General features: G+C 56.8%; 16 protein-coding genes. 6 read left to right on the top strand and 10 right to left on the bottom strand.

Annotated elements, in window-relative coordinates; genetic code table 11:
* Nucleotides 1–55 precede the first annotated feature (55 nt).
* From gyrB to AC2GXZ_RS27190, 5 genes are all read right to left on the bottom strand, one after another.
* Nucleotides 56–2491 carry a DNA topoisomerase (ATP-hydrolyzing) subunit B gene (gene gyrB, locus AC2GXZ_RS27210; RefSeq protein ID WP_483762366.1) on the bottom strand — a complete coding sequence of 812 codons (2436 nt, stop codon included), beginning with the start codon at nt 2489–2491 and terminating at the stop codon, nt 56–58.
* A gap of 145 nt (nt 2492–2636) precedes the next feature.
* Nucleotides 2637–2993: a helix-turn-helix domain-containing protein gene (locus tag AC2GXZ_RS27205; protein ID WP_483762365.1), complete on the bottom strand. Its 357-nt coding sequence runs from the start codon at nt 2991–2993 to the stop codon at nt 2637–2639.
* Complete coding sequence (locus tag AC2GXZ_RS27200) at nt 2990–3550, bottom strand: Smr/MutS family protein (protein WP_483762364.1); 561 nt, start codon at nt 3548–3550, stop codon at nt 2990–2992. Before AC2GXZ_RS27200 ends, AC2GXZ_RS27205 begins: the two co-directional genes overlap by 4 nt.
* Complete coding sequence (gene mltA / locus AC2GXZ_RS27195) at nt 3547–4668, bottom strand: murein transglycosylase A (RefSeq protein ID WP_483762363.1); 1122 nt, start codon at nt 4666–4668, stop codon at nt 3547–3549. Before mltA ends, AC2GXZ_RS27200 begins: the two co-directional genes overlap by 4 nt.
* Nucleotides 4665–5369, bottom strand: coding sequence for a Tim44/TimA family putative adaptor protein (locus AC2GXZ_RS27190; protein ID WP_483762362.1), 705 nt, complete (start codon nt 5367–5369; stop codon nt 4665–4667). Before AC2GXZ_RS27190 ends, mltA begins: the two co-directional genes overlap by 4 nt.
* A 120-nt stretch (nt 5370–5489) precedes the next feature.
* On the opposite strand from AC2GXZ_RS27190, the gene AC2GXZ_RS27185 reads away from it, so the two are divergent.
* Both AC2GXZ_RS27185 and secB read left to right on the top strand, forming a co-directional pair.
* Nucleotides 5490–6026 carry an FxsA family protein gene (locus AC2GXZ_RS27185; protein ID WP_483762361.1) on the top strand — a complete coding sequence of 179 codons (537 nt, stop codon included), beginning with the start codon at nt 5490–5492 and terminating at the stop codon, nt 6024–6026.
* Nucleotides 6027–6104: 78 nt separating this feature from the next.
* Entirely contained in the window at nt 6105–6581 is a 477-nt protein-coding gene (gene secB / locus AC2GXZ_RS27180) for a protein-export chaperone SecB (protein ID WP_483762360.1), read from the top strand.
* Between the two features lie 157 nt (nt 6582–6738).
* Here the strand turns inward: secB and dnaQ are convergent, their stop codons facing one another.
* The 5 genes from dnaQ to AC2GXZ_RS27155 are packed head-to-tail and all read right to left on the bottom strand — an operon-like array spanning nt 6739 to nt 10345.
* Nucleotides 6739–7449: a DNA polymerase III subunit epsilon gene (dnaQ, locus tag AC2GXZ_RS27175; RefSeq protein WP_483762359.1), complete on the bottom strand. Its 711-nt coding sequence runs from the start codon at nt 7447–7449 to the stop codon at nt 6739–6741.
* Entirely contained in the window at nt 7442–8047 is a 606-nt protein-coding gene (gene coaE / locus AC2GXZ_RS27170; protein WP_483762358.1) for a dephospho-CoA kinase, read from the bottom strand. The genes dnaQ and coaE overlap by 8 nt, the downstream gene beginning before the upstream one ends.
* Entirely contained in the window at nt 8044–8907 is an 864-nt protein-coding gene (locus tag AC2GXZ_RS27165; RefSeq protein ID WP_483762357.1) for a shikimate dehydrogenase, read from the bottom strand. The genes coaE and AC2GXZ_RS27165 overlap by 4 nt, the downstream gene beginning before the upstream one ends.
* A complete protein-coding gene (locus AC2GXZ_RS27160) occupies nt 8900–9487 on the bottom strand; it encodes a Maf-like protein (RefSeq protein ID WP_483762356.1) in 588 nt (195 codons plus the stop codon). Before AC2GXZ_RS27160 ends, AC2GXZ_RS27165 begins: the two co-directional genes overlap by 8 nt.
* 36 nt (nt 9488–9523) lie before the next feature.
* Nucleotides 9524–10345: a pyruvate, water dikinase regulatory protein gene (locus AC2GXZ_RS27155; RefSeq protein WP_483762355.1), complete on the bottom strand. Its 822-nt coding sequence runs from the start codon at nt 10343–10345 to the stop codon at nt 9524–9526.
* Nucleotides 10346–10746: 401 nt separating this feature from the next.
* Between AC2GXZ_RS27155 and hemE the strand changes: the two genes are divergently transcribed.
* The 4 genes from hemE to mnmE all read left to right on the top strand — a co-directional run bounded on the left by hemE (nt 10747) and on the right by mnmE (nt 15147).
* Complete coding sequence (gene hemE / locus AC2GXZ_RS27150) at nt 10747–11790, top strand: uroporphyrinogen decarboxylase (RefSeq protein WP_483762354.1); 1044 nt, start codon at nt 10747–10749, stop codon at nt 11788–11790.
* Nucleotides 11777–12322 carry a protoporphyrinogen oxidase HemJ gene (hemJ, locus tag AC2GXZ_RS27145; protein ID WP_483762353.1) on the top strand — a complete coding sequence of 182 codons (546 nt, stop codon included), beginning with the start codon at nt 11777–11779 and terminating at the stop codon, nt 12320–12322. Before hemE ends, hemJ begins: the two co-directional genes overlap by 14 nt.
* A gap of 181 nt (nt 12323–12503) precedes the next feature.
* Complete coding sequence (rho, locus tag AC2GXZ_RS27140; RefSeq protein WP_483762352.1) at nt 12504–13769, top strand: transcription termination factor Rho; 1266 nt, start codon at nt 12504–12506, stop codon at nt 13767–13769.
* Nucleotides 13770–13854: 85 nt separating this feature from the next.
* On the top strand, nt 13855–15147 hold the full coding sequence (mnmE, locus tag AC2GXZ_RS27135; protein ID WP_483762351.1) for a tRNA uridine-5-carboxymethylaminomethyl(34) synthesis GTPase MnmE: 1293 nt from the start codon (nt 13855–13857) through the stop codon (nt 15145–15147).
* Nucleotides 15148–15172: the final 25 nt, after the last annotated feature.

Here is a 15172-nt window from a genome sequence, read left to right as displayed (position 1 = left end):
ACAACGGGGCCAATCGGCCCCGTGTCGGTTCTAACAGGATCCCGAATGCCCGACCTCAGATATCGAGGTTGGCCACGCTCAAGGCGTTATCCTGGATGAATTCGCGCCGGGGTTCGACTTCGTCACCCATCAGGCGGGAGAAGAGCCCGTCCGCATCCGTCGCGTCATTGACCTTGACCTGCAGAAGTGTGCGAACGTTCGGATCGAGCGTGGTTTCCCAGAGCTGTTCGGCATTCATTTCGCCCAGGCCCTTGTAACGCTGCATCGACAAACCCTTTCGGCCTGCAGCGAAGATCGCGTCGAGAAGCGCGCGGGGTCCGGAAATCTCCTGCGAACCTTCCTTGCGGGCGAGAACCGGCGACGTGCTGTAGATTTCCTGCAGTCGCGTCGACATCTGGGCGATATAGCGTGCATCTGCCGAGCCGATCAGCGCGTTATCGAGGAAGGCAACTTCACGAACGCCACGAACCATGCGTTCGAAGCTCAGGCCGCCTTCAGCCGTCACATGGCCGGACCAGCCACGTTCAGTCTCCTCCGCGATCATGTCCAGACGCTGGGCGACCACGTCCGCGGTTTGCTGAGCACGCTCGCGATTGTCCGTGAGTTCCGGATTGAGAGCCCCGGCGATCGCCGCCTGCTCGATGATCGACCGGCTGTAACGGGAATGGAGGCCATCGATCAGAGAACGAATGCGTTGGGCATCATGGATGACCTCGCGCATGTCCTGGCCAGCGCGCACTTCGCCGGAGCCGAGCGTCAGGGTGGCTTCCTCGATACCCATGCTGATCAGGTACTCTTCCAGAGCGACCTCGTTCTTGAGGTATTGCACGGATTTGCCTCGAGCGACCTTATAGAGCGGCGGCTGGGCGATATAGATATGGCCGCGTTCGATCAGTTCGGGCATCTGACGGAAGAAGAATGTGAGGAGGAGCGTGCGAATATGCGCGCCATCCACGTCAGCGTCCGTCATGATGATGATCTTGTGATAACGCAGCTTGTCAGCGTTGAACTCGTCCTTGCCGATCGATGTGCCGAGCGCGGTAATCAGTGTACCGATTTCCTGGCTGGACAACATCTTGTCGAAGCGTGCGCGTTCGACGTTCAAGATCTTGCCGCGCAGCGGAAGGATTGCCTGGTTCTCGCGCGAACGGCCCTGCTTGGCCGAACCGCCGGCGGAGTCACCTTCGACGAGGAAAACTTCGGACTTGGACGGGTCACGCTCGGAGCAATCTGCAAGCTTGCCCGGCAGCGATGCTATATCGAGTACCCCTTTGCGTCGGGTGAGTTCGCGGGCCTTGCGGGCTGCCTCGCGGGCAACCGCGGCCTCGACGACCTTGCCGACAAGAACCTTGGCTTCCGCAGGATGTTCCTCCAGCCACGAGCTCAGCGCTTCGTTGACGAGGCTTTCAACAACCGGACGGACTTCCGAGGAAACCAGCTTATCCTTCGTCTGCGATGAAAATTTCGGATCGGGAACCTTCACCGACAGGACCGCCGTCAGACCCTCACGGCAGTCGTCACCGGTCAAGGAGACCTTTTCACGCTTCATGATGCCTGACGTATCGGCATAGGAGGTGATCTGTCTGGTCAATGCACCACGGAAACCGGCCATATGGGTGCCGCCGTCGCGCTGCGGGATGTTGTTGGTGAAGCAGAGGACGTTCTCGTGGTAGCTGTCATTCCACCACATTGCCACTTCGACCGTCATGCCATCCTTCTCGCCCTTGATGGCAACAGGTTTTTCAACGAGCGGCTTCTTCGCGCGATCCAGATAGCTGACGAAGGCTTCGAGGCCGCCATCATAGATCATTTCCTCTTCCTTGACGTCCGGCTTGCGGCGATCGGTGAGCCGAATTCGGACACCGGAATTCAGGAAGGCCAGTTCGCGCAAGCGGTGTTCGAGCGTATTGTAATCGAACTGCGTCATGGTGAAGGTTTCAGTGCTGGCAAGGAATGTGACTTCCGTGCCGGAGCGGCCTTCATATTCGCCGACAATTTTCAGCGGACCATCGGCAACGCCATGGGTGAACGAAATCTCGTGAAGCTTGCCATTGCGGCGGATCCTGAGCTTAAGCCAGACCGAAAGCGCGTTCACGACAGAGACGCCGACGCCGTGCAGACCGCCAGAGACCTTGTAGGAATTCTGATCGAACTTACCGCCGGCATGCAGCTGGGTCATGATGACCTCCGCTGCAGAGACGCCTTCTTCCTTGTGGATGTCGGTCGGGATGCCGCGGCCGTTGTCGGTAACGGTCACGGATCCGTCAGCGTTGAGTGTGACTGTCACGATATCCGCATGGCCGGCAAGCGCTTCATCGATCGCGTTGTCCACCACTTCGTAGACCATGTGGTGGAGACCGGATCCATCATCGGTATCGCCGATATACATGCCGGGGCGCTTGCGGACCGCATCCAGGCCCTTCAGTACCTTGATCGAATCGGCACCATATTCTGCACTCGCACCGTTTTCGCTTGCGGGTATATCGGTCATTCAGTTTCTTCCAGGTTGGTTCTTTGTCAGTGACGCACGAATCACCGCTGTTTCCGATGTGAATATAGGAAATACCGGGCTGATCCTAAAGGTTGGGCAGGCCAAAATGGCAGCAAAAGCCGTGGATGTTTCCCAGAAAAAGCGGCTATTGTGGACGCTTCAAGAGCTTGATGATCTCATCTACCACGTCCGGTGGCAAAGTGCTAATCCGTTTGGACAGTTCGTTGGCCAACAACGTGTATTCGGGGGCGAGACCGGCGGTATCAACCACTACACGAGGATCCGACGCATCGGCCAGGCGAAACAGATCCTCGGCCTCATCCCAGATGATATTGAAATAACCGGCAATGCGCTGAAGAAGCTCGAAGGTCGGGCGTCCACGCCGGCCGTGTTCCAGCGCAGAAAGATAGGCCGGCGTCACGCCGATTGCCTGCGCCAGGGCGCGCTGGGTAATGCCCCTACGCTCGCGCAGTTCGCGCATCGCCCGCCCAAAAGGGGTCACAAGCCGATCCTCTCACCGCGAGCCAGTCTCACGTAAAGTGCACCGTCACCACCATGATGGCGCGCGGCCCATTCGTAGGACGAGATCAGGAAGCGAAACTCCGCCTTGGAAAACCAGAGAGGAACCGCCCGACGCAAAACCCCCTCACTTCCCATGGAACTGCCCTTGCCGGTGATGACCAGAACGTGACGAAGTCCCCGCTCATGGGCCCGGTAGATGAAATCAAGCAAAAGGTCGTGCGCCTCGGACTGAAAAAGACCGTGAAGATCAAGCCGCGCCTCGATCGCGAGCTTGCCCTTTGCCAGCTTCTGTTTCGTCGGGCGCTCCAACGGGTGGTGGAGACCGCTCGACTTTCGTCCGACCGGCACATGTCCAACGACCTGCTTCTCGGTAACGTCCTTCGGCGCCGGCCTGGACAGTGTTTCCGCCTGTCTTGCCGTTTCCTCTGCTTCGAACTGCAAAAGATCACGCCGGCGATCGGGAAGGGCACGGGTCGACGTCGCGACCTTTCCCCACAACATCCGCTCCTCGGGATTAAGTTTGCGCCCGCCGCTCATGGCCCATACCTGCCCGCCGCCGCTCTGGGAACCAGGATGTAGAAATCCGCCTCATTCCTCACCGTGCCGGCAAGTTCGCCGGCGTGATAACCCGAGCCGGTAAAGATATCGCCACGGCTCGGGCCGACGATTGCAGACCCGGTATCCAGCGCAAGCATCAATCTTGAAAAGGGCGCACCCGCATCGAGATGGGTCAGTGTGGGCGCGTGGACAAAAAACGGATAGCCGAATGTATGGATCAACCGATCGACGGCCAGCGACCGGCCGGCCATCAGCGGAACTTTTGCCGCAGCGATCGGGCCAAGGCTGTCTTCCGACACATCGGCATCGCGGAAGAATATGTAGGAACGGTTATGCCAGAGGATTTCATCAACCTTAGCCGGATTCCTCGCCAACCATTCCCTGATTGACTGCATCGAGATTTTTTCTCGCTCGATCTCGCCGATGTCGATGAGGAGCTTTCCTATCGGCGAAAACGGATGACCCGCCTTGGCTGCATAGGTAATTCTGCGAATACTGCCATCAGGATAACGCAGTCTTGCGGCCCCCTGGACGTGAGCGAAGAAGACGTCGACCTTGGACCGTGCCCAGGCGATTTCCAGACCCCGGCCCTGCAGGAACCCTTGGTCGATAGCCCGCCGGTCGACATAACCTTCAATCCCGGACGGTGTCTGCCGACCAAACATGTAGCCGGAGTCGAGATCGGCCGGCCTGTTGGCGTCGTCAAGATCGATGAGATCGTCAGGCCGATAATAGAACGGGTGTGCAAAATTCCCGTCAGGTTGGGCCGAAACGTCGACCTCCGGTTCATAAAAAGCGGTCACCATCCCACGTCCGCCATCGTCGCGGGTGATGAGAAACGGAACACAATTGTCTTCGAAGAAGGTTCGCGCTTCAACGGCAGTCGATGGCTGCCTGTCGGCAACCATCTCCAGCAGCGGTTCAAGATCCTCGGCGGAAAGGCCCAGTGCCCCGGTTCGATAAGGTTTTACACCGCGAATATAAGAGAGACATCGCGACATTCCCTCGAACAAAGGTCGAGGATCATCAGTCTTCCAGCCCGGAAGATCGCCGAAGGATACTGGTGACAGGCGGAATCCCGGCGAAGACGAGGTCATTGTTCGGATTCGGTCGCGATCAGTTTCCAGTTTGGATCCTTGGATCGAACGTCCCTGGCATAGGTCCATATATCCGTCACTTCGGCAACCGTTTCCTGGTCTCCGTCAATCAGCTTGCCATCCTTGTCGAACGTGGCGGAGATAAGCTGGCTGACGATGCGGATGGTCACCTGCGCTTCGGACTGCTTGAGTGCCGCGTGAGTGATTGCAGCCTTGCCGATACCGACAAAGGTGGATTTTATCACCTCACCTCTTGTTTCCCGTTCGCGAATAGCCGCATCGAAACCGTCGAAGACTTCCTTGGAAAGCAGGCCCTTCAGCGTCTTGCGGTCGCCATCGGCAAAGGCCATGACGATCATCTCGTAGGCCATCTTGGCGCCATTCAGAAATTCCTTCGGGTTGAAGGACAGGTCGGCCTTGATCAAAGCCTTGAGCGATTCGTTCAAGTCGCTGCCGGCCGGAGCCAACGTATCCGCATCAGCGAAACGCTGGTCCTCTTCCGCTGCCTCACGCCGAGGCAAGGTCACGACCTTGCCGTCGTCCGTCCCCGGAGCAGGGTTCTTTGCCACATCCCGCGGGCTGTAAGAATCCACAGGCGGCTTCTCATTTCCCGTCCGCCGGCCCAGAACGCTGCGCAATTGCAGAAAGATCAGGACTGCGGCAACAAGGAAAAAGAGTGTAATGAAGTCGTTGGAACCCATTTTAACCCGCGATTACCGTTTAAAAGTTGAATGCTCTTCATCATATAGTCTGCATTCAGGCATCTTCAAATAGCGAAGGTGTGAGACTGCGAAGCTGCCTCGTTTATCGATGATTGGATCATGCGCCCGATTTTTGCCCTTGTCATATTGCTTGCCTGGCCCCTGGCCGAAATCGCAGGTTTCGTCGTTGTCGGAAGTGTGCTCGGTCTCTGGTGGACTTTAGCCCTGGTCATTCTCACCGGGCTTCTCGGGGCCTATCTCTTGAGGCAGCAGGGTCTGCATCTCCTGAGAACGCTTTCCCAACAAAGCCGGGGCGGCCAGATTCCGCCAAGTTCACTGGTCGACGGCGCGATGATCGTTGTTGCCGGTATATTGTTGCTCCTGCCCGGTTTCATCACCGACCTCGTCGGAATGGCGCTGTTCATCCCCCTCGTCAGGCAATTTCTTTGGTCGATGATCGGCAAGCGCGTCGTGATTGTCGGATCGAGGGGGCGGAACAACCGCAGCCGGCCATCGGACAATAAAGGCGGGCCTTCGCAAAACCGCTCCGACGCCGGAACCAAGGTTGTCGATCTCGATGAGGACGAGTTTCGACGCACGCCGGATGACAGGCCGTCCTCACCCTGGTCAAAAGGTATCGATCGCGATCCGTCTTGATCCTGCCGGCTGGTACGGGTTGTAAGCGAAATGGCTAGATGTTAGACGGCCTCAACACACAAGTTCCGAGGATATTCCATGGCAGACGAAAACACGCAGTCGGCGAGCCCTTCGATCAACATTCTCGCCCAGTACACCAAGGACCTTTCATTCGAAAATCCGGGCGCACCGCGCTCGCTGCAAGCTCGTGACAAGGCTCCGAACATCAATATCGGCGTGAACGTCAACGCCAACCCGCTGTCGGACAACGATTTCGATGTTGTTCTGTCTCTGAATGCCGAAGCGAAGGAAGGCGATAAGGTCGTCTTCGCTACCGAGCTCGTTTATGGTGGCGTCTTCCGTATCACCGGCTTCCCACAGGAACACATGCTGCCGGTGCTGTTCATCGAATGCCCGCGCCTGCTGTTCCCGTTCGCGCGCCAGATCGTCGCAGACGTGACCCGTAACGGCGGCTTCCCGCCACTGATGATCGACCCGATCGATTTCGCGCAGATGTTTTCCCAGCGCATGGCGGAAGAGCAGACACGCGCTCAGGTCCAGCCGCTGAACAGCTGATAGCAATCTGAAAAGCCCGGGTCTCCCGGGCTTTTTATTAAATGTATCCTGCTTGCTGGAGCATTTCCGCCTTTCTTCGAAACGCGAAACTTCACTATTTGTCTGTTGCAACGCAATTCCGGACGCGAAACCGGTTCCCACTTTTGCTGGAATTGCTCTAGGCGTCTTCCGGGCGATATTTCTGCCAGATCGCCTTGCCTCTCATGGACTCGACCATCGAGGCATGAGCCGTAGCGTCATCATCGCTGACACGACTGGGCAATGCCCGAGGCCTCGTCTGATTGGTGACAATCACGTCATCTTCCACATCCTCAACCGCCACCGTCTGCTCGACACCACCGAGGCCAAGCGCGGCCTGGCGGCCACCGTTCATCTCGATATAAACTTCCGCCAGAAGTTCGGAGTCGAGCAGGGCGCCGTGCTTGGTACGATGCCCGTTGTCTATCCCATATCTGCGGCAGAGCGCATCGAGCGAGTTCGGGCCCATGGGATGCTTGCGGCGGGCCATCGAAAGTGTGTCCACCACCTGATCGCCCGGGATAGGCGGCAGGCCCAAGCGATCAAGTTCAGCGTTGATGAAGCCCATATCGAATGTGGCGTTGTGGGCGATCCACTTCGCCCCGTCGAAAAATTCCAGGATCTGTTGAACGACATCGGCAAACGGAGGTTTGTCCTTCAGGGATTCATCGGTAATGCCATGCACCGCCAGAGCATCCGGATGAACCTTGCGGTCGCCCGGATTGATATAGAGATGCAGCGTCCGACCGGTCGGGAAGTGATTTATCAGCTCCACCCCACCGATTTCGATGATCCGGTCCTGCTTGGATTCAAGTCCCGTCGTTTCCGTATCAAAGATGATTTCACGCATGTTTCTCGCTCCGTATTCCTGAACGCAGAAGGCCGACAACCTGCCCGACCCTTTCGTTTGCCGCGTCCAAACCATCGCTAGTGTCAATCAGAAAGTCCGCCCGTTTCCGCTTCTGCTCGTCAGGCATCTGGCGGCTGAGGATCAATTCGAATTTTTCCTCGGTCATGCCCGGTCTGGCAAGGACACGTTCTCTCTGTATCCGCGCATCGCAGGTTACAACCACAACAGCATCGACGCGGTCTTCCCCACCCGTTTCGAAAAGCAGGGGTATATCCAGCAACACGATATCGGCGCCAGCCGCGCGCTGCGTTTCGATAAACCGTCTTTCGCGCTCGCGAACCAGCGGGTGAACGATTGTCTCAAGAAGCCTGAAACCATCCGGCCGACCGGCCAGCTGGCGGGATAGTTCCGCCCGGTCGATTGCACCATCACGGATTGTCCCCGGGAACGCAGCGCCGACAGGTTCAACTGCCTCGTTGCGGTAGAGGTCATGCACGACGGCGTCGGAATCATTGACCGGAATGTCGAGTGCTTTAAACATGCCGGCCGTCGTCGACTTGCCCATTCCAATCGAGCCAGTCAGACCGATCACGATCATGGCGCCGCCTGGATGTCTTTAACGATGAGGTCACGCAGCGTTTCATCGACAGAAGGGCGATAACCAAACCATTTCTCGAAGCCGGGTGCCGCCTGATGCAGGAGCATTCCGAGGCCATCGGCGGTTTTGTAGCCCTGTTCGCTGGCCTTCTTCAAAATCGGGGTTTCAAGCGGAACATAAACGATGTCGGTCACCAGAGCGTCCGTATGCATTCCGGAGAAATCGATCTCGACGGATTGCTGGCCATCCATGCCAAGCGACGTCGTGTTGATAAACAGGCCTGCTCCGTTCATGACTTCACTCAGCGCGTCCAGACCGTGAGCGTGAACCTTAGGGCCGAAACGGTCTGCCAGCTCCCGGGCACGTGCGAAGGTCCGGTTGACGACATGAATCTCGCCGATCCCGCGGTTGCGGACGGCCTGGATTACGGCGCGGCTTGCCCCGCCGGCACCCAATATCACCGCCCGATCAACCCGGTCCCAGCCCGGGCTGCGATCATCCAGATTGGCCACAAAGCCATAACCATCCGTGTTGGTGGCATGGATCTGGCCGTCATCATCGCGCCAGAGCGTATTGGCCGCGCCCAGTTCCTGCGCCAATGCATCGGCGCGATCGGACATGATATAGGCGGCTTCCTTATGAGGGATGGTGACGTTGCCACCGCGGAAACCGCCATCGCCATCCTTCAGCGAGGTGATGAAGGACGCGAAATCTTCCGGGGCAATTGCGATGGGCTCATACCGGCCATCGAGCCCATGGTGTTTCAACCAATGTCGATGGATCATCGGCGAGCGTGAATGCTTGATGGGCCAGCCGGTAACAAAGGCTGCCGGCGCCGTTGTTTGAAGTAAATCAGCCATCGATCGCTCCCAGGTGACGCAGTTCCCGCAACAGCGGCAGCATGGGCAGGCCGAGGATGGTAAAATAATCACCGTCAATTTCGGAAAAAAGATGGATCCCTTCGCCTTCCAGCTGATAGGCGCCGACGCTCGTCATTGCCTTCTCCCCCACCTTATCAAGGTATCTTTCGACAAAACCCTCATCGAGGATCCTGGCAGTGAGTTGAGCGTGGGATACATGTTCCCAGACTATCTCTCCGTCCACCACAATCGCGACAGCGCTGTTCAATCGATGGGTCCGGCCGGAAAGCGACAGAAGTGTCTCTTTGGCTTCAGCCCGGTTTCGCGCCTTATGATAGACCCTGTCGCCCAATGACATGGTCTGATCCGAACCGATGACCAAGGTCGAAGGGAAGTGTCGCGATACATCCAGTGCTTTGGCTCCGGCAAGGACAGCAGCCACCTTATCCGGGCTTGCGCCATCGATCGAGGCTTCGATCTGCCGCTCGTCGATATCTGCGGCGCGCCATTCAAACGTCAGGCCGGCGTTTTCCAGCAGCATGCGGCGAAACGGGCTAGACGAGGCAAGGACAAGGGGCACGTCGGGTACGATCTCCAGATTTTGCTGAGGCCGGGCTTATCTGAGCCTTGGGCGCAGTGCAAGAATTGCGGCCGCGGTCTCCTCTATGGATCGCCTGGACACATCGATAATCGGCCAGTTGTTTCGCGCGCAAAGCGCCCTGGCGTATTTCAGTTCCTCATTGATGCTCGCGCGGTCTGTATAGGTGTTGTGATCGAGGCCCTGGGAACTGCCGAGTTCACGGTTTTCACGCACTTGCGAAATCCGATCGGTGGTGGCGATCAGCCCGACGATCAGCGGATGTGTGGCGAGATAAAGCGCAGCGGGGAGTTCGACACCGGGAACGATCGGGATATTCGCCGTCTTTATTCCGCGATTTGCCAGATAAATACTGGTCGGGGTTTTGGACGTGCGGCTGATGCCGACCAGAACCACGTCGGCTTCGTCGTAGGTTTCCGTCATCTGGCCATCGTCATGATCCATCGCGAAGTTCAACGCCTCTATTCTGGCGAAATAATCCTCGTTCAAGGCATGCTGTGCGCCGACCCGACGGCGCGATGGCGCGCCAAGGAAAGCCTGAAACAAGGTGATCACCGGTTCCAGGACATTGACGCATGGAACACTCATCTCGCGGCAGCGGAGATCGATGAGCGAGGCGAGATCCTGATCGACAATGGTATAAAGAACGATCCCAGGTTCGGCGTCGATCGCATCAAGAACCGCTGCCAGCTGCTTACGATTCCTGATCAGCGGATAGACATGCTCCAGCGCATAGCTGTTTTGGAACTGTGCGGCGGCGGCCCTTCCGGCCGAGATCAATGTTTCGCCGGTCGAGTCAGAAACGAGATGCAAGTGGAAGAAGTTTTTTCGATTCTCCACGTTATTCTTCACCGTTTGTTGATAAGTCGGGACAGCCGATCGACGCGATACCCGAGGCTAGCAGGGTCTGGGAAAACTGCCGAGTTTTCCACAAAAGGCGTTTGATCTGATTGTCGCCCGACGAAGCTGTGAGTTGCGTGGATAAAGATCATTGTTTCAAAACTTATCCACATGTTGTCCACCGATGGGATTCAACAAAACAATCAATTAAAATATTGATTTTTAACGAGAAAAATAGATTTTTTAGAGAAATCCCAGTCCTCGTTTTCTTGTTGTCCACTATCTGGCGGAAGGCGCAGGACGATCTGGTTAATCTGTGGGTCGACTTTAATCCTTGATACTCACCGAGTCTAAGAAATAGAAACCTTATAGAAATAGATTTTTTAGATGAGGAAATGATATTGGCGGCCATGCGACGCAAGATCGTTGAGGTGCTGGAAGGCAAGACGATAACCCCTCCACCTCTATGGCTCATGAGACAGGCAGGACGTTATCTGCCGGAGTACAGAGCGATACGCGCGGAGGCGGGTGGTTTCCTCGATCTCTGTTACAGGCCTGATCTGGCAGTTGAGGTTACACTCCAGCCAATCAGGCGCTACGGGTTTGACGCTGCCATTCTGTTTTCCGATATCCTGGTCATTCCCGATGCCCTGAAAAGAGGGGTACGCTTCACACCCGGCGAAGGCCCACAGATGGATCCCATCGACGAAGCAGGGATCTACGCTCTGGATGCCACAGGCGCTCTCCAGCATCTGTCTCCCGTCATCGAGACAGTGACGCGGTTGCGGGCCGAACTTCCTGCGGAAACAGCTCTGCTGGGCTTCTGTGGGGCGCCGTGGACCGTTGCGACCTACATGATTGCGGGACACGGGACGCCAGATCAGGCACCGGCTCGCCTGTTCGGCTATCGTCATCGTAAGGCGCTTGAACACCTGCTGGCTTTTCTGGCCGAGATTTCAGCGGATTATCTTATTTCGCAGATCGATGCCGGCGCGGATGCGGTGCAGATCTTCGATTCATGGGCGGGTGTGCTCGGTGAGGAAGAGTTCGAGGCATTTGCTATCAAGCCGGTTGCCAGAATGATCGATATCGTCCGTAACAAGCGGCCTCAGGCGCGCATCATCGCCTTTGCCAAGGGGGCTGGCTTCAATCTTCGGCACTATCGGCAGAGAACGGGTGCGGATGCGATCGGATTGGACTGGAGCGTACCTCTGTCATTTGCTGCCGACTTGCAGAAGGATGGCCCGGTGCAGGGCAATCTCGATCCGATGCGGGTTGTTGCCGGAGGAAAGGCGCTTTCCGAGGGGATCGACGCGATTTTGCAGGCTTTGGGCAACGGGCCGCTGATCTTCAATCTCGGTCACGGCATCACCCCTAATGCGGATCCGGAACATGTCGCGGCACTGGTCAGGCGTGTGAGGGGAGACACTGATGGCGCCGCATGACGGATCTCGGCCCGAGGATGCGGGTGCGAAGGCAAAGGCGCGTGCCTTCGTCGCGCTTTCGATTTTCCTGTTCATCCTTGCCGGCACCTATGTGCTTCGTCCGGACGATTTCTTCCTCTATGTGAAGGCCTTTCACGTCATCGCCGTGATGTCCTGGATGGCTGGCCTGCTCTATCTGCCACGGTTGTTTATCTATCACTCCGATGCGCCGATCGGATCCGATCGGTCTGAAACGTTCAAAATGATGGAACGGCGCCTGCTCAAGGTCATCATGAACCCGGCAATGATGGTCAGCTGGGTGCTGGGGCTCTACCTCGCCTGGGATATTTACGGATTTCAAGGTGGGTGGCTGCATCTGAAGATCGCCATGGTGGTCGGGCTGACCCTGGTGCATGTTCTTTTCAGCCGGGCGGTTCGCGATTTTGCCGCAGACCGGCCGAGAAAGCCCGCAAGGCACTGGCGCATATGGAACGAAGTGCCGACCGTATTGATGATCGTCATCGTCATCCTGGTCATCGTGAAGCCGTTCTGATCCGCATCCTGCTTTTTCTGCAGATGCCCCTTGCGGGCAGATAAGGGAATCGCTATTTTCAGTTCAGCTCCATCTCGTGGCATGCGTGTAATCTGTCGTTTTCCCCGGATTTTGCTCCGCGGTAACGAACTTCTCACCGACACGCCCATTTCCCATTATTTTCTCAAGTGGTCTCCCCTTCATGTCTGAAATGAAGCTTCAAGAACTCAAAAGCAAATCTCCGACTGATTTGCTGACCTTCGCAGAGTCGCTGGAGGTCGAGAACGCCAGCACCATGCGCAAGCAGGAGTTGATGTTCGCAATCCTGAAGGTTCTGGCAAGCCAGGATGTGGAAATCATCGGCGAAGGTGTCGTGGAAGTGCTGCAGGACGGTTTCGGGTTTCTGAGATCGGCGAATGCCAACTATCTTCCCGGCCCCGACGATATCTATATTTCCCCATCGCAGATCCGACGTTTCTCGTTGAAGACCGGCGATACGGTGGAAGGTCCCATCCGCGGGCCGAAGGAAGGCGAGCGCTATTTCGCTCTGCTGAAAGTCAATACGATCAACTTCGATGATCCGGAAAAGATCAGGCACAAGGTTCATTTCGACAACCTGACGCCGCTTTATCCGAATGAGCGCTTCAAGATGGAGCTCGAAATTCCTACGTCGAAAGACTTGTCGTCTCGTGTCATCGATCTTGTTGCCCCGCTGGGCAAAGGTCAACGCGGTCTGATCGTTGCGCCGCCGCGCACGGGTAAGACCGTGCTCTTGCAGAATATTGCCCACTCCATCACCAACAATCATCCCGAATGCTATCTGATCGTTCTGCTGATCGACGAGCGTCCGGAAGAAGTGACGGACATGCAGCGTTCGGTGAAGGGTGAAGTGGTATCCTCGACCTTCGACGAGCCGGCTGTTCGCCACGTCCAGGTCGCGGAAATCGTCATCGAAAAGGCCAAGCGTCTCGTGGAACACGGACGTGACGTTGTCATCCTGCTTGATTCCATTACCCGCCTTGGCCGGGCCTATAACACCGTCGTTCCTTCCTCCGGTAAGGTCCTGACCGGTGGTGTCGATGCAAACGCGCTGCAGCGCCCGAAGCGCTTCTTCGGTGCTGCCCGTAACATCGAGGAAGGCGGATCGCTGACGATCATAGCCACGGCGCTTATCGATACCGGCAGCCGTATGGACGAAGTCATCTTCGAAGAATTCAAGGGTACCGGCAACTCGGAAATCGTGCTGGACCGCAAGGTGGCCGACAAGCGTATCTTCCCGGCCATGGATATCCTCAAGTCCGGAACACGCAAGGAAGACCTGCTCGTGCCGCGTCAGGATCTTCAGAAGATATTCGTGCTTCGCCGCATCCTTGCACCGATGGGCACGACCGACGCCATCGAGTTCCTGATCGACAAGCTGAAGCAGACGAAAAGCAACGGCGATTTCTTCGATTCGATGAATACGTGATCCTTAGCCGGATTCATCACATGAATTTTGAGGCGTCCGATTTGTCGGGCGCCTTTTGTCTTTGAAACTACTGGACGTAAAGCCGATGACACAGCGGACGATATTTGCGCTTTCAAGCGGGAACGTTCCTGCTGGTATTGCGGTCATCCGTCTGAGCGGTCCCGAAACGATCAGTGCGCTGACATCGCTGGTGACTGTTCTGCCCGAACCGAGGCAGGCGGCTCTAAGGAAGATTCGCGCACGCGATGGCGAGCTTATGGATGAGGGGCTGGTCTTCCACTTCCCTGGTCCCTTCTCGTTTACCGGCGAGGATTGTGCGGAATTGCAGGTGCATGGCAGTCGCGCCGTTATCGATGCAATAAGCCGCAATCTTCTGGACCTTGGACTGCAACACGCTGAACCAGGTGAGTTCTCCCGGCGCGCATTCGAAAATGGTCGCCTCGATCTGGTCGAGGTGGAGGGACTTGCGGACCTTGTGGCTGCCGAAACCGAGATGCAGCGAAAGCTGGCATTGCAGACCGGGCTGGGTGCGCTCTCACAGCGTTATTCCAGCTGGGCCGAGAGGCTCACCTATGCCAGGGCAATGATAGAGGCAGAGCTGGATTTCGCCGACGAGGAGGACGCGCCGTCTTCGGCAGCCGATTTGATTTCCAATGATCTCGAGGCTCTTCTTGAAGAGATGGCCAAAGCCACGAAAGCTACCGTTTCGGCAGAGATTATTCGTAACGGCTTCAAAGTAGCGATCATCGGTGCGCCGAATGCGGGAAAATCGAGCCTGATGAATGCAATAGCCGCGCGTGAAGTCGCTATCGTGACAGATATAGCAGGGACCACCCGTGATGTTCTGTCGGTTGACGTGGATATGGGAGGGTATCTGGTTCGTATCCATGATACGGCCGGAATTCGCGAGGCTGAAGATGTTGTTGAGCGTGAGGGCATTCGTAGAGCCCGCTCGGCGGCATTGGACGCAGATCTCGTTCTTCACCTGACGCAATCCGATTCGCTTCCGGAACGATATACCGACATTCCGGTAACGACATTGACGATCGGCACAAAGATTGATGTCTATGGCGCAAGAGACGATTATGACCTGTGCATATCGAGCGAAAGCGGTCTTGGTCTCGATGATCTGCGTGCGGCCATTGTGGCGAGAGCAGGTGCCGCGGCCGGCATGGTCGACATTGCCGGCAAAGAACGGCATCTTGCGTATATAAGATCGACTTCCAAATTCATTGAAAATGCAATAGACGAAACTCGATTAGAACTGAAGGCCGACGCCTTGCGTGCTGCGGGCGACGAGCTGGGCAGGATCACCGGACGCGTCGATGTCGAAGATCTGCTTGATGTGATCTTCTCCAAGTTCTGCATCGGTAAATGATTCACGTGAAACATCCGGGGTTACA

Source organism: Aliirhizobium sp. YIM B11859, from assembly GCF_057163345.1.
The sequence above is the reverse complement of the archived record's forward strand: the minus strand, read 5'-3'. Positions and strand labels throughout refer to the sequence as shown.